This is a genomic window from uncultured Capnocytophaga sp., from assembly GCF_963525585.1.
In the GTDB taxonomy this organism is placed as follows: domain Bacteria; phylum Bacteroidota; class Bacteroidia; order Flavobacteriales; family Flavobacteriaceae; genus Capnocytophaga.
Window position 1 is genome coordinate 17,799 of sequence record NZ_CAURLX010000027.1, and the last position, 14,318, is coordinate 32,116.

17 protein-coding genes are annotated in these 14,318 nt (G+C 35.1%); 10 read left to right on the top strand and 7 right to left on the bottom strand.

Translation table 11 applies throughout. The features are described from left to right. Positions 1–18: 18 nt before the first annotated feature. The gene (locus RYK20_RS07320) at positions 19–531 is read right to left on the bottom strand and encodes an inorganic diphosphatase (protein ID WP_297979497.1); all 513 of its coding nucleotides are present in this window, start codon (positions 529–531) and stop codon (positions 19–21) included. 126 nt (positions 532–657) lie between these two features. Here RYK20_RS07320 and RYK20_RS07325 point away from each other — a divergent pair, with 126 nt between their 5' ends. The 4 genes from RYK20_RS07325 (at position 658) to RYK20_RS07340 (ending at position 4,390) form a co-directional block, all read left to right on the top strand. Further along, on the top strand, positions 658–1,611 hold the full coding sequence (locus tag RYK20_RS07325; protein ID WP_297979500.1) for a DUF438 domain-containing protein: 954 nt from the start codon (positions 658–660) through the stop codon (positions 1,609–1,611). Between the two features lie 72 nt (positions 1,612–1,683). Continuing rightward, positions 1,684–2,622: a polyprenyl synthetase family protein gene (locus RYK20_RS07330; protein ID WP_314894949.1), complete on the top strand. Its 939-nt coding sequence runs from the start codon at positions 1,684–1,686 to the stop codon at positions 2,620–2,622. Between the two features lie 116 nt (positions 2,623–2,738). Further along, on the top strand, positions 2,739–3,827 hold the full coding sequence (dnaX, locus tag RYK20_RS07335) for a DNA polymerase III subunit gamma/tau (protein WP_311456577.1): 1,089 nt from the start codon (positions 2,739–2,741) through the stop codon (positions 3,825–3,827). 245 nt (positions 3,828–4,072) lie between these two features. Then, positions 4,073–4,390: a hypothetical protein gene (locus RYK20_RS07340; RefSeq protein ID WP_297979505.1), complete on the top strand. Its 318-nt coding sequence runs from the start codon at positions 4,073–4,075 to the stop codon at positions 4,388–4,390. Between the two features lie 10 nt (positions 4,391–4,400). Here the strand turns inward: RYK20_RS07340 and pepE are convergent, their stop codons facing one another. The 6 genes from pepE to RYK20_RS07370 all read right to left on the bottom strand — a co-directional run bounded on the left by pepE (position 4,401) and on the right by RYK20_RS07370 (position 8,402). Then, positions 4,401–5,114, bottom strand: a complete 714-nt coding sequence (gene pepE / locus RYK20_RS07345) for a dipeptidase PepE (RefSeq protein ID WP_314894950.1) — start codon at positions 5,112–5,114, stop codon at positions 4,401–4,403. Positions 5,115–5,289: 175 nt separating this feature from the next. After that, entirely contained in the window at positions 5,290–5,955 is a 666-nt protein-coding gene (locus tag RYK20_RS07350; RefSeq protein ID WP_314894942.1) for a fused MFS/spermidine synthase, read from the bottom strand. Positions 5,956–5,967: 12 nt separating this feature from the next. Further along, positions 5,968–6,585, bottom strand: coding sequence for a 7-carboxy-7-deazaguanine synthase QueE (locus RYK20_RS07355; RefSeq protein ID WP_297979510.1), 618 nt, complete (start codon positions 6,583–6,585; stop codon positions 5,968–5,970). Between the two features lie 110 nt (positions 6,586–6,695). Then, a complete protein-coding gene (yajC, locus tag RYK20_RS07360; protein ID WP_297979513.1) occupies positions 6,696–7,001 on the bottom strand; it encodes a preprotein translocase subunit YajC in 306 nt (101 codons plus the stop codon). A 12-nt stretch (positions 7,002–7,013) separates the two neighbouring features. Then, the gene (locus tag RYK20_RS07365; protein ID WP_314894943.1) at positions 7,014–7,454 is read right to left on the bottom strand and encodes a DUF1573 domain-containing protein; all 441 of its coding nucleotides are present in this window, start codon (positions 7,452–7,454) and stop codon (positions 7,014–7,016) included. A gap of 18 nt (positions 7,455–7,472) precedes the next feature. Beyond that, the gene (locus RYK20_RS07370; RefSeq protein WP_314894944.1) at positions 7,473–8,402 is read right to left on the bottom strand and encodes a transcription antitermination protein NusB; all 930 of its coding nucleotides are present in this window, start codon (positions 8,400–8,402) and stop codon (positions 7,473–7,475) included. 271 nt (positions 8,403–8,673) lie between these two features. Between RYK20_RS07370 and RYK20_RS07375 the strand changes: the two genes are divergently transcribed. The 6 genes from RYK20_RS07375 (at position 8,674) to RYK20_RS07400 (ending at position 13,963) form a co-directional block, all read left to right on the top strand. After that, positions 8,674–9,426: a hypothetical protein gene (locus RYK20_RS07375; protein WP_314894945.1), complete on the top strand. Its 753-nt coding sequence runs from the start codon at positions 8,674–8,676 to the stop codon at positions 9,424–9,426. A gap of 47 nt (positions 9,427–9,473) precedes the next feature. Further along, a complete protein-coding gene (locus tag RYK20_RS07380; RefSeq protein WP_297979524.1) occupies positions 9,474–10,433 on the top strand; it encodes a ribonucleotide-diphosphate reductase subunit beta in 960 nt (319 codons plus the stop codon). A gap of 100 nt (positions 10,434–10,533) precedes the next feature. Next, the gene (locus RYK20_RS07385; RefSeq protein ID WP_314894946.1) at positions 10,534–10,707 is read left to right on the top strand and encodes a hypothetical protein; all 174 of its coding nucleotides are present in this window, start codon (positions 10,534–10,536) and stop codon (positions 10,705–10,707) included. 94 nt (positions 10,708–10,801) lie between these two features. Further along, positions 10,802–11,416: a 50S ribosomal protein L21 gene (gene rplU / locus RYK20_RS07390; protein WP_314894947.1), complete on the top strand. Its 615-nt coding sequence runs from the start codon at positions 10,802–10,804 to the stop codon at positions 11,414–11,416. Positions 11,417–11,456: 40 nt separating this feature from the next. After that, positions 11,457–11,720 carry a 50S ribosomal protein L27 gene (rpmA, locus tag RYK20_RS07395; protein WP_297979530.1) on the top strand — a complete coding sequence of 88 codons (264 nt, stop codon included), beginning with the start codon at positions 11,457–11,459 and terminating at the stop codon, positions 11,718–11,720. 116 nt (positions 11,721–11,836) lie between these two features. Further along, positions 11,837–13,963: a DPP IV N-terminal domain-containing protein gene (locus RYK20_RS07400; RefSeq protein WP_314894948.1), complete on the top strand. Its 2,127-nt coding sequence runs from the start codon at positions 11,837–11,839 to the stop codon at positions 13,961–13,963. The last annotated feature ends 355 nt before the right edge of the window (positions 13,964–14,318 follow it).

Below are 14,318 nucleotides of genomic sequence, written 5' to 3' on the forward strand. Positions count from 1 at the left end.
AATCACAAAGATAAGTGCTTAAAGAACGAATTTTTTATCAGATTGTCCTTTATAACGTGTGATACATTCTTGATATACTTCGAGAGCTTTTTGGGCATCTCCCCAGCCTCTTACATCTACTTTTTTGTTTTCGAGGTCTTTATATACTTTGAAGAAGTGTTCTATTTCTTTTACCAAGTGAGGATTTACATCTTTAAGATCACTGATATTACGGAAGTTAGGATCAGCAACAGGAACGCAAAGAACTTTCTCATCTCCTCCTTTTTCGTCGGACATATAAAGGATTCCCACAGGTCTTACTTCTACCACACATCCAGGGATGAAAGCAATAGTGGAAATAACTAGAACATCCAACGGATCCCCATCATCAGCAAGAGTTTCAGGAATAAAACCATAATCAGTAGGATATATCATAGAGGTGTGTAATAGTCTGTCAAAACGTATTTTCCCTAATCCAAAATCATACTCATACTTGTTTCTGCTTCCTCTAGGAATTTCGATAAGAACATCAAAAGTTGTTTCTTTAGCCATTTTTTATTTGTATTTGAAATTAATGAGCAAAGGTAGTTTATTTTTTTTTATTATCAAAGTAAATATTTATGTTTCTTTCTTGAGAAAAAAATTGTATTTTTGCGCCATATTTTTTAAATTTCAAAGATGTATTCAGAACTTTCAGAAGGACACCCTATTCGTACCTATTTGCACGAGACAGAGCTTATCCAGAATCTCTTGGAAGAAATTATGAGAACAGACCCTGAGACAGAGTATCAGAAGTTCTATAATCTTTTCAATCATCTCTCTACTGTAGAAAAGCGTTTTGTAAGAAAAGAAAATCAACTTTTCCCTTTCTTGGAATTACGAGGCTGGACGAATCCTTCTCAAAATATGTGGTCATTCCACGATACTATTAGGGATATGTTCCGATTGGTGCGAAAGAATTTAGAAGATAAAGATCCGCTTGCTGCCAAAGAAAATATGGTGTATATAGAGGATAATTTGCATAGATTATTGAATGTAGAGTATAATATTCTATTTGCTCGTGCTTTAGAACTTCTAACAGAAGAAGATTGGATAAAAATGCGACAAGGGGAAGATGAAATAGGATGGATGCTTTCCTCTCCACCTCCTACTTATCCTAATGAGTCGGGTTATGTACATCCTTCAATGGATACTTCTATACGCACAGACGTTGTTTTCGATGAAAAAGCACAGCATTATGATGAGGGATATATGACCATTGAGCAAGTGAATTTGTTACTCAAAACACTTCCTATTGATATTACTTTTGTAGATGAGTACGATAAGGTAATTTTCTATAATCGAGGTGAAGAACGTGTTTTCCCTCGTAGTGCTGGAATTATTGGTAGGGAAGTGAAATTCTGCCATCCACCTAAGAGTGTAGGAACAGTATTGAAAATTGTAGAGGCTTTCCGAGCAGGAACTCAGAATGAGGCTAATTTCTGGTTTAATTACCGAGGAAGGCTTATATATGTACGTTACTTTGCAGTCAGAGATGCTCAAAAGAACTACAAAGGAGTTATTGAAATGTCGCAAGATATTACTGATATTAAGCTCATTGAAGGAGAGAGACGCCTTCTAGAATGGGAATAGATTTCTTAATATTTATATTAGATTATCTTGGCAAAAATCATAGAACAAATAAAAGAGCCTATCGCTCACGAGATGAGTGCTTTTGAGGACAAGTTTAGGCAATCAATGTCCTCAAAAGTGGCTTTGCTTAACCGTATTACACATTATATAGTAAATCGTAAGGGAAAGCAAATGCGTCCTATGTTTGTTTTTCTGGTAGCAAAGCTTGTCTCTGAAGGAAAAATAAATGAACGTACTTATCGAGGGGCTTCAGTGATAGAACTTATCCATACAGCTACTCTTGTACACGATGATGTGGTAGATGATAGCAATAAGCGAAGAGGCTTTTTTTCTATTAATGCATTGTGGAAGAATAAGATAGCCGTTTTAGTAGGCGATTATCTTCTTTCAAAAGGGCTTTTGCTTTCTATTGATAATAATGATTTTGACTTACTGAAGATTATATCAGTAGCTGTGCGAGAGATGAGCGAAGGGGAGCTATTACAGATGGAAAAAGCAAGGCGATTGGATATCACAGAGGAAGTTTATTATGAAATTATTCGTCAGAAAACAGCCACTCTTATAGCAGCCTGTTGTGCAATGGGAGCCTGTTCTGTACTTCCTGATAACCCAGAAATTATAGAAAAAATGCGCCTTTTTGGTCAGTGGGTAGGAATGGCCTTCCAGATAAAAGATGACTTGTTTGACTATACAGAAGAAGCCATAGGCAAGCCTACAGGGATAGATATTAAAGAACAAAAAATGACCTTACCTCTTATCTATACCCTCAATACAGCTCAGGAGCACGATAGGCGTTGGCTTATTAATAGTATTAAGAACTATAATACAGATAAAAAAAGGGTGAAGGAAGTTATTTCCTTTGTAAAAGCCCACGGAGGAATAGAGCATACACAACAGAAGATGCTTGCTTATCAGGAAAAAGCACTTGCCATTTTAGATGAATTTCCTGAATCTCCTTATAAGAAAGCTCTTTTACAAATAGTATCTTATGTGATTCACAGAACCATATAGGATTCAGTAATTTTTTAATTATCAAATATTCTAAGTTTATCCAAATAAATAGGAAAACAAAGGATTTTATTCAATTATTTTTCTCATAAAAGGGGAAAATTAGTAACTTTGCCAAGATGAATTCATTTATTGTATCTGCACGTAAATATCGCCCACAGACTTTTGTAGATGTAGTAGGGCAGAAAGCTATCACTGATACGCTGGAGAATGCTATTGCTAATGATCATTTAGCACAAGCTTTGTTATTTACAGGCCCTCGTGGAGTAGGGAAGACTACCTGTGCTCGTATTTTGGCTAGAAAAATTAATGAAAAGACTACTCCAGATTCTCAGGATAATGATTTTTCTTTCAATATTTTTGAGCTTGATGCGGCTTCTAATAATAGCGTAGAGGGGATTCGTTCTTTGATAGAACAAGTTCGGATTCCTCCACAAGTAGGAAAATATAAGGTATATATTATAGATGAGGTACATATGCTCTCTAGTAGTGCGTTTAATGCCTTTCTTAAAACCTTAGAGGAGCCACCTGCACACGCCATATTTATCCTTGCTACTACTGAGAAACATAAGATAATTCCTACAATCCTTTCAAGGTGTCAGATATTTGATTTTAAGAGGATTACAGTGAGCGATGCTAGAGAATACTTGAAATATATAGCCAAGGAGCAAGGGTTACAAGCAGAAGATGAAGCCCTACAAATCATAGCTCAAAAAGCAGATGGAGCAATGCGAGATGCCCTTTCTATCTTTGATAGAGTAGTGAGCTTCTGTGGAGAACATATTACTAAGGAAGCGGTTTCGGAGATTCTTAATGTGCTAGATTACGATACTTTTTTCAAGATTACAGACTTAATTCTAGCTAATAATATACCTGACCTATTAGTAGAGTTCAATAGTATCCTTTCTCACGGTTTTGATGGACAGCATTTTATAGCTGGTTTGGCAGGTCATTTCCGTGATCTGATGGTTTGTAAGAATGAAAAAACAATTCCTCTTATGGAATTAGGAGAGGAAACGAAGAAGAAATATGCTACTCAGACAGCTCAATGTGATTTTCCTTTCCTAGTAAAAGCCCTTGAGATTACCTCAGATTGTGATCTTAAGTATAAAACAAGCCGTATGCCTCGCCTTCTAGTGGAGCTTACTCTAATGCAATTAGCATCTTTGACCTTTGAAGGGGATAAAAAAAAAATGATGGATATATAATTCCTGCTAATTTTTTTCATAAGGAAAAAAATATAAATCCAGAACAAAATACTAAAAAACAGGAGAAAATAGAAAAATCTTCTGAAATAGTACCTCCTCCTAAAGAAAGTGTTTCGGCTACTTCCTTAAAAAGCATACAAGTAAAACGTGAAGCTGCTAAGATACGTGAGGAGAAAGAAGAAATTCCCCAGGACTTACCTTATACCCCTTACTCTATAGAAGATTTTGCAAGAGTATGGCAGAATATGATAGAGATATTAGACAAAAAAGGGGAACAATTCCTCCTTATAAGCCTTGGTAGGGATACTCCTCCTATTGAGAATGATTGTATTCGAATAGAAGTACCTAGTGAAATAGACCGAGTGGAAATCTCTTCTCAGAAGAAAAGATTCCTCAATTATATCCGTAGGCACCTTAATAATTATGGAATAACTATGGATGTTATACACAATAGAGAACTTGTAACCACTCTAGCTTATACCCCTCAAGAAAAATATGAAGTACTTAAGGAGCAAAATCCTTATTTGGAAGACTTTATAAGAGAATTAGAGCTAGAACTCTAATGTTGCTTGCCTATTTATTTTTTGAAAAAAGGGAGCTTAGATATGCATCCCATTCATAAGGCTTCTTTCCTTGTTCAAAAATACGAGCAGTCAGTCCTCCTCTTAAGGATAGTTTTCCTTTTTCAATAAGTAACCAGCTTCCCTCACGAAGTCCAATAACAGGAGTATCATTAAGAACGTGGAATTCATTGATACGAGTTTCTCTTGTTTCTCCTTTGTGTTTGCTATTAGGATCTGGATCCAGATAGTGAGGGTTGATATTAAAAGGAACAATTCCTAAAGTCTGGAAGCTAGGAGGGTAGATAATGGGCATATCATTGGTAGTTTGCATACTTTGCCCTGCTATATTACTTCCTGCACCGGTTCCCATATAAGGAGTTCCTTTATTAACAGCTTCTCTAAGAGGTTCTACAAGCCCTTGTTCATAGAGCTTTGTAACAAGTAGAAAAGTATTTCCTCCTCCTGTAAAGATAGCTTTGGCATTATTAACAGCTTCTTTGGGGTTGGAGAAAGTATGTATGCCAACTACTTTTTTCCCTATAGAAGCAAAGAAAGTGCGTGCTCTCTCAGTATATTCATCGTGGGAGATACCACTAGGACGTGCGTAGGGGATAAATAATATCTCATCAGCATCTTCAAAAAAGTGGATAAGTTCCTCTTTCAAGTAAGAAAGATAAGTCCCTCCATATATAGTAGAGGTGCTAGCTAAAAGTATTTTTTTCATAGAAGTTTTATTCTCTGAAAGATTATTTGTAATGGCTTGTTGTGCATTTAGAAGACCATTTGCTAGAAAAATAAGCGAATAAAGAAGTGTTTTTCTCATATTCTATGGAGTTTGATTTATACCTCAAAGATACGATTTTTCCTGCAAAATTCATAGTTAAATTTTCTATTTTCTTCTATAGGTTCTTTTTTAGGAGAATGATTTCATTGCCTTCTTCTACTTTTGAGAAAACGGAAATCTGATATAATTCCTCTAAAGAAGTTGTGAGTTCTTTATTTCGAGAAGCTTCCTTTTTGTTTTCTACAATTGTATTGAATAGAATAATTCCTTTTTTGCTTAGAATATTATATAATTGCTTAAAAAAAGAAATATTGAAGAGAAAATCAGGCATTTTTTTATCTTCAAAGATATCAATAATGATTAAATCATATTTGCGAGTAGTGTTTTTTATATATTCTTGCGCATCTTCTATGAATATTTGTAAGTTTTTTATTTTGTCTAATTGAAAAAATAGTCTTCCAAGTTCGATAACTTCTTTGTCAATATCCACACCGTATATTTTTCCATTGAATTTGATTTCATTAATGAGTGTTTGTACTACACTTGCTCCAGCTAATCCTAATACAAGTATTTTCTTTTGTTGCCTAATGGTTTCAAATCCAATCTTTTTTAAACCAAATCGTAAGACTCGTTGTAGGCTTCCAAAAGAATAATCGGTATTGGTAGAGTTTAGGATGGGCTTCCCATTAAGCAAAGTAACAGAAAGTTCTCCAGATATTTGGGAATGACTTCTGTAGATGGTTATGGGGAAAATATAACTGAGTAACCGCTTAAAGAACATAATTATAGAGGTTTATGGAATATCGAGATATTTGTGCATTTGCAAGGATATTTTCCATTGAGGATGGGCTAATACATATTCTACCATTTTAGGAATCATTTTCTCTTTACGGCTCCATTCAGGCTGTAGGTAGCGAATACATTCAGGCTGAGTGAGAGCAGACATTTCTTCTGCAAAAAGGAAATCATTCTGATTATAAATAATCATTTTAAGTTCATTGGCTTTCTGATGAATTAAGGGAAGAGGACGTTTATTTTTTTTGGGAGATAAGCATATCCAGTCCCAGATTCCTGTCAAGGGGTGAGCTCCAGAGGTTTCTATATGGGTACGGGCTCCTTTGCTTTTGAGAAGCTGGGTCAGGGGTAGTAAATTATACATTAAGGGTTCTCCTCCTGTGATAATAATTGTTTTGGAGTATTGGAGAGCTTTCTGTACAATATTCTCTATGGGGGTAAGAGTGTGTAAGGAAGCATCCCAGCTTTCCTTGACATCACACCAATGACAGCCTACGTCACAGCCCCCTAAGCGAATGAAATAAGCCGCAGTACCCTTATAGAATCCTTCTCCTTGAAGGGTATAAAAAGCCTCCATTAGAGGGAGAACTTCTCCCTTTGCTATAAGTTCTTGCATTTAGGTCAGAGAATAGAAATAAATTATAGAAAGAAGAGGTTGTTATAATGACAAGTAATAGTTAATAAGCAGAAGAGAAGCCCATTAACTATTACTTGAGTGCTTTAGAACTATTTGTTTTCTGTTTGGCTTATTCTTCGAGAGTATTCCATAGAAACTGCTGAACGCTCGAATTTTAGCTTTCCTGAAAGGGTTTCAATCACAACAGAAGTGTCAGAGATTTCAGTAATTCTTCCGTGTAAGCCACTTTTCATAATTACTTTATCTCCTTTTTTTAGACCTTCATAGAATTTTTTTTCTTGTCGTTGCCTTCTCATAGAAGGAAAAATCATAAAGGCAAACATAGCAACAAACATAAGGATTAATAACAAAAAGTTATTTCCTCCTTGTGGGGCAGCTTGTAATAGTATATTCATAAAAAGTATTATTTATTCTTTCACAAAAGCTTTAATGGTAAGGGTTTCGGTACCTTTTTCAGTATTAGTAGTTAAGGTCACAGTTTTAGTAATAGCATCCTTTCCTGAACCATTATATTCTACTTTGATTTCTCCTTTTTCACCAGGGGCAATAGCTTCCTTGGGATATTCAGGAACGGTACAGCCACAACTACTGCTAGCATTAGAGATTACCAAGGGAACCTTTCCTGTATTCTTGAAAACAAAAGAAGTTTCCACCTTTACGTTTTGCTTGATTTCTCCAAAATCATGGGTAGTTTCTTCAAATTTGATTTCAGGAAACTGTTTGGACTGTTCAGCTACTTTCTCTGCTTGAGCAAGGTTATCTTGGTTTATTTTCCCAACAGCGTTGGTTCCCCCATTATTACAAGCGGTCATAAGAGCAGCACCTGCTAATAAAAACATTTTCTTCATAAAATTATAATTAATTGATTATAAGAGTCCTCTTCCTATTTTCTTAAGCTTTCCTTCCTCTGTAAAATCTCTAGAGAGGGTATCCAAAATACCGTTAATAAAAACACTACTCTTAGGAGTAGAATATTCCTTGGCAATTTCGACATATTCATTAAGAGTCACTTTCACAGGGATACTTGGAAACTTTAGGAATTCTGTAATCCCCATTTTGATAAGAATGGCATCAATCTCAGCAATTCGATCAGCATCCCACTGGGGTGTTTTTTCTACCAAATATTGATGGAATTGTTCATCATTAAGAACAGATTTTCTCAGGAGTTCTATACCAAACTCTTTGTCAGACTCATCTTTGAATAGAGGAGGTAAGAAGTTGGTTTCTTTCTCCTTTTCTAAGGATTTCAGTAACTTAATAATGATTGTATTGATAACAGGAAAGTCATCACTCCAAGTGATTTCTTTATCAGATAGAAAGTCAAAAAGCTGCTCATCTGTAGCTATTACATCCATATAGAGATTTACCAAGAATAGCTTATCTGTTTTAAAATCCTTTTCAAGGGAGGCTTGCTTGGTGTACAAATCACTCTGCAGAATCCTGTTATAAAGGATATTTACATATTCATCGTGTGCGTGCCAAGAGAATTTTTCTTCCGAAATAGCTTCAGATAATGCCTCGTCAGATATAATCTGCTGTAATACCTCATTTTCAAAGAATAATGGATGAGAATAATTTTCATTACGAATGAACTTATTCTGGGAAAGTGTATGCATTTGCTGAGAACGTTCATAGAGGGCAACCCATAATCCCATAAGGACAATATACAAGCTATACGTATTATTCATACTTGCCTGTAAGAAAGCTTCTTCTCGTTGCAAATTATGATTTTTTTCTTGGTGCAATGCATAGATGGACTGCATTACCTTTACACGAATGTGCCTACGTGTGAGCATAAAGAACTTAGTTAATTGCGATTTTATCGGCAAAAGTACATATTTTATTTTATATAATCTCTGTTTTTTTAATTTTATTTCTGAAAAAATAATATCTGATTGATTTTAAGAAATTTACATTCTGTTACTAATGAAGTGAATATACTTCTTTTTGAGGAAAAAGTTATTAACAATTTTATGTGGAAAAAATAAGTCTTTTGTTTATAGAGACTTAGAATTTTTCTCTTGCAAAACCTTGTTGAATGTCCTAATTTTGCGAACATTTTTTACTATGACACAAAGTGATATTGATAAAATTCTTGAACTTATTCATAACAAAAATAAGCTTCTTGCTGTAAAGGAACTTACAGAAATTGCTAAGATAAGCCTCAAGGATGCCACAAATGTTATTAATGATTTTACTCTTGGGAAGGAAACAGACCTCAAAGCCTCTGTAGAGCGTGTGAAAGGGATATTTTCCCAAGAAAATAATACAATATTTGTGGGGAGAGAGATTTCACAAAGCAAAATAGATGAAATTTTAGCTCTCATACATAAAGGAAGTAAGCTCGCTGCTGTAAAGGTTCTTATGGATGCCTCCGACCTTGGACTGAAAGAAGCAAAAGACATTATAGATGGAATTGCAACGGGAGAACAAAAGGAGCTCAATACAGCTATTAAGCAAGCAAAAAGCCGTTACACCGATAACTATGAAAGTATTAGTGCTACCTGTGATCCTGATGGTTCTAATGTGCGATTTTTTTATCAAAAAGGCACAATCAAGGAGGAAGTTACCCCAGGACATCCTATGTGGCAACGTGTAAAAAATCATTATGGAATTCCGTGGGAAGGTGCTCCAGAGGATATTCTCAAGGCACGAGAGCCTTTCCTTAAGGCAGTTCAGGAAATGGAAGCTCAATCAGCAATTCATTTAGAAAAAAAGAATACCCTTTTTATTAAAGATGATAATATGATTGATGGGTTGAAATGGTATTTTATTATCTTTCTTATACTCTGTGCAATACTATATTTTGTATTCAAATAGTAAAATAAGTCCTTAAACTAACATTAATAATTAACAATTAAATAGAAATGGGAATTTTTGACAAAAGGGAAAATTATAAACCCTTTGAGTATCCCGAAGTAATGAAATTCGTGGATATGATGCATCAGACTTTCTGGGTGCATTCGGAAGTGGAATTTACAGCTGATATTCAAGACTTTAAGTCTAATCTCAGCTATCTGGAAAAAGAAGCTGTAAAGCGAGCTCTTCTAGGAATTGCACAGGTAGAAGTAGCTGTGAAAACTTTCTGGGGAGATCTCTATGATATCTTTCCTAAACCAGAGTTCAACGGTCTGGGCGCTACTTTTGCAGAATGTGAATTTCGCCATTCAGAAGCGTATTCTCGTCTGTTGGAGGTGCTTGGTTATAATAACGAGTTCGAAGCACTTCTCGAAGTGCCTATTTTCAAGGAAAGAAATACGGTTCTGAAGGAATATTTGGCAAAAAATAGAGAAAATGCGATGGAGCGTATTCTTTTCTTTACCTTAATTATAGAGAATGCTTCTTTGTTTAGCCAATTTGCAACTATTCTTTCTTTTACCCGCTTCAAAGGTTATATGAAGAATGTTGCCAATATTATCGCTTGGACTTCTATAGATGAGCAAGTGCATGCCAATGCGGGAATTTATATTCTTAAGACTATTTTCGAGGAAAATCCTGCTTTTCGTGAGAAAGCTAAAGAAGAGGCTACAGAATTTATCAGGGAATATATTTTGCTGGAAGATAAGATGCTGGACTGGATTTTTGAAGAAGGTGAACTAGACTTTTTCTCTAAGAAAGATTTAGCAAATTATATGCGTTATCGCTTGGATGATGCTCTTACTCAGCTAGACTTAGGGAAGCCTTTTGGCATTACAGCAGAAGAAGCCAAGCCTATGTTGTGGTTTGAAGAAGAAGTTTTTGTCAATGAATTAGATGATTTCTTTGCTAAGCGACCTACGGCTTACACCAAGCACGACAAGAGTATCACAGCCAACGATTTATTCTAACCCACTATTGAGCAAAATCTAATTATCAAATGAATCTAACCAAAGAAATCACACAAGAGATACACCTTATTTTACATTAGGTGAATACATTTATATGGCTATGGGGCTGGTAGGAACTCATAGAGTATGTATAGCTGTCGCCTATAAGATAGACTATTGTATTAAGAAAGCTTTAGAGTTTGTAAAGGTAGATTCTCAAGTAAAATTCACACATATTAATAAGGTAAAAGTAGGAGAGACTCAAGCAGAAAAACGATTTGAATGGAATTCCTAAAAAATATTTTATTTTAAGGGAGAAAAATTTGTATATATTCAAGAAAAATATTATTTTTGCGCCCAAATTGAATTAAATTAAAAGCAACCGAATTATGTATGCAATTGTAGAGATGGCAGGGCAACAATTCAAAGTTAGCAAAGACCAAAAAGTATTTGTACATCGCTTAGAAGATGCTGAAGGAAGTGAAGTTATCTTTGATAAGGTACTTCTTTTAGACCAAAATGGAGCAATTACTATTGGCGCCCCCACCATAGATGGAGCTTCTGTGCAAGCTAAAGTATTACGCCACGTAAAAGGAGACAAAGTAATCGTTTTCAAAAAGAAAAGACGTAAAGGTTACAAAGTGAAAAACGGACATCGTCAGTTCTTTACTGAAATTCAGATTGAAGAAATCCTTGCTACAGGTGGTAAAAAAGCCCCTGCTAAAGAAAGCAAACCTAAGAAATCTCAAAAGGACAACCTCACTAAGGTAGAAGGCATCGGTCCTAAAGCTGCTGAAGCACTTGTAAAGGCTGGCGTAGATACTTTTGAGAAATTATCTAAGAAATCCATTGAAGAAATCCGTACTATCCTCGTGGAAGCAAGCAAAACTTTAGCTCACCTTGACCCTCAAACTTGGGCTCAGCAAGCTAAGCTCGCTACCGATGGTAAGTGGGATGAGCTTAAGAAATGGCAAGACGAACTCAATGGAGGAATCGTAAAATAATGTATAACCACTTGGATATCAAGTATTAAAATTAATAAAAATGGCTCATAAAAAAGGTGTCGGTAGTTCAAAGAACGGTAGAGAATCACACTCCAAACGATTAGGAGTAAAGATATATGGAGGACAGTTTGCCATCGCTGGAAACATCATTGTACGCCAAAGAGGAACTGTACACGTAGCAGGAGAGAATGTATATATGGGAAAAGATCATACTTTACACGCTGCCGTGAGTGGAATTGTAAGATTCCAAAAGAAAAAAAATAACAAATCCTATGTCTCTATTGAACCTCTAAAGGCTGAATAGATTAGGAATAAGAAATCATTTTCTTTTTATTTAATAAAAAGCAGTAAGATTTGTACTCTTACTGCTTTTTTTATTTTGAAAAAAAACGTAAATTTGTAGCACTAAATTATATGAAAATGAAAAAAATTACTTTCCTCATTGCATTATGTCTGCCTTTTCTAGGATTTAGCCAGAAGCAGACAATAGCTACAGAAAAAGCAACTTATAACTCTTCCTTGTGGGCAAAGCGTCTGTATGATCTCAGATGGCTGGAAGGAAGTGATAATTACCTCTATTATAAGGATGGTAATTTTGTTATCTTTGATAGCAAAGGAAACGAAACGGGAGGGATTAACATACAGAAACTTTCTGAAACTTACGGGCTCAAAGGGCATCCTTCTATCGTCTATGTAGATGCAAATCAGTTGGTAATAGCTAATGGTAATAAGTATCATATCTATGATTACCTGATAGAAAGACCCCTCTTTACTATTACATTGCCTGAGAATGCTGAGAATGCTGAATATAATCACGGAAAAATGGCTGTAGCCTATACGTTGGATAATAATCTGTTCTTAGCAACTAGTTCTGAATCTCTTATTCCTATTGCTGTTTCTGAGGATAAAAATATTGTCTCAGGAAAATTTATTCATCGAAATGAATTTGGTATTCAGAAAGGAATTTTTTGGTCTCCTGATGGGAACTATATTGCCTTCTATCAGAAAGATGAAAGCCTTGTAACTAACTATCCTTTAGTAAATGTAAATACAACTCCTGCGTCCTTGAAGAGTATCAAATATCCTATGGCAGGCGGAAAGAATGAAATTGCCAAAGTAGGGGTATATGACCTTGCTCAGAGGAAAACATCTTATCTAAATGTAGATAATAAAGACGCTCATTATTTGACTAATTTAGCTTGGACACCTGATGAAAAGCAAATCCTTCTAGCGGAAGTGAATCGTGGGCAAAATCACTATGATCTTAATACCTATAACCGAGAAACAGGAGAAAAAGTTCAGACTCTATGGCAAGAGAGTAATGATCGCTGGGTAGAACCTGAAACAGCAGCTATTTTTATACCTAATAAGAATAATGAGTTTATCTGGTTGAGTGAGAAAGATGGATTTATGAATCTCTATGTATGTAGTACAGAATCTAATAAATCTCGTCAGCTTACTCAGTTCAAATGGGTAGTACAATCTGTTCTGGGCTTTGATGCTAAGGGAGAGAATGTATTCATCAAAGGAACTGGAGAAGACCCAAGAGAAAGACATCTGTATAGTGTAAATATTAAAAAAGGAACCGTTAAAAAAATTACCCAAAAAGAAGGAGCTCACAGCGGTTTGTTGAGTGCTAATGGTCGTTACCTATTGGATATTCATAGTAGTCTCCATACGCCATATAATGTTTCCTTAGTGGATGTTAATAAGAATACCTCTACTACGTTCTATCAGGCAGAGAATCCTTTTGATAAATATGATTTGGGAACAATAGAATTTCTTACACTAAAGGCAGATGATGGCACTCCATTATATGGAAAAATGATAAAACCTCGTGATTTCGATCCTGCTAAGAAATACCCCGTACTTGTATATGTATATGGAGGACCTCACGATCAGTTGGTAGTTAATCAGTGGGCAGGAGCTACCTATCCTTGGATGTTTGCTTTTGCACAGAATGAACAATATATTGTATTTACATTAGATAATCGTGGTTCAGAGAACAGAGGATTTGCTTTTGAGAGTGTGATTCATCGTAATTTAGCAACTTATGCTATGAAAGATCAGCTTACAGGAATAGAATACTTAAAATCACTTCCTTATATAAATACGAACAGATTAGCTATCTATGGATGGAGTTTTGGAGGATTCCTTACTTCTTCTCTAATGTATCGTTCTCCTGGAACCTTCACTACAGCTGTAGCAGGAGGAGCTGTGATAGACTGGAAATATTATGAAGTAATGTATGGAGAGCGCTATATGGATACTCCAGAAGAAAATCCTCAAGGATATGAAGACACACGTGTAAGTAATTATATCAAAAACCTTAAAGGAAATATCCTTTACATTCACGGTTATATAGATGCTACCGTAGTTCTCCAGAATATGTTGGATATCTCTCAAGCTGCTATTACAGAGGGAAAAGTAATTCATACATTCCTCTACCCTAATCAGGAGCACAATGTGCGAGGAAATGAATCTATCCATCTTACCAAAACAATTGTGGATTTTGTTCTTAAGAATAATGTAGAAACTAACAAATAGCAACATCTTTATTTTTATAATTAAGAAGCTTTAGAGAGTTTATCTCTCTAAAGCTCTTCTTTCTTTTACAAAAGGAAAACTTGAAAGTATAAATGTTATAGTAATCATCAATGTTACAGTAAAAGATTTTTTCAAAGCAGAGGCTAATGTAATAAAAAGAATTTGGAGGTATAAAAAAAATCTTGCAGATGAGATTAATTGCCCCATATCTAAAACTTAAAAAGAATAGAATAAAGAATTTATGGAAACATATATAGAAGAGAAAGAAATTCACGGAAAAAATATACAGATACACTCCTCTAATTAAAAGTCTCAAGGATATAAGTAAAGAATTTTTAGTGAAGAATCAGATTAA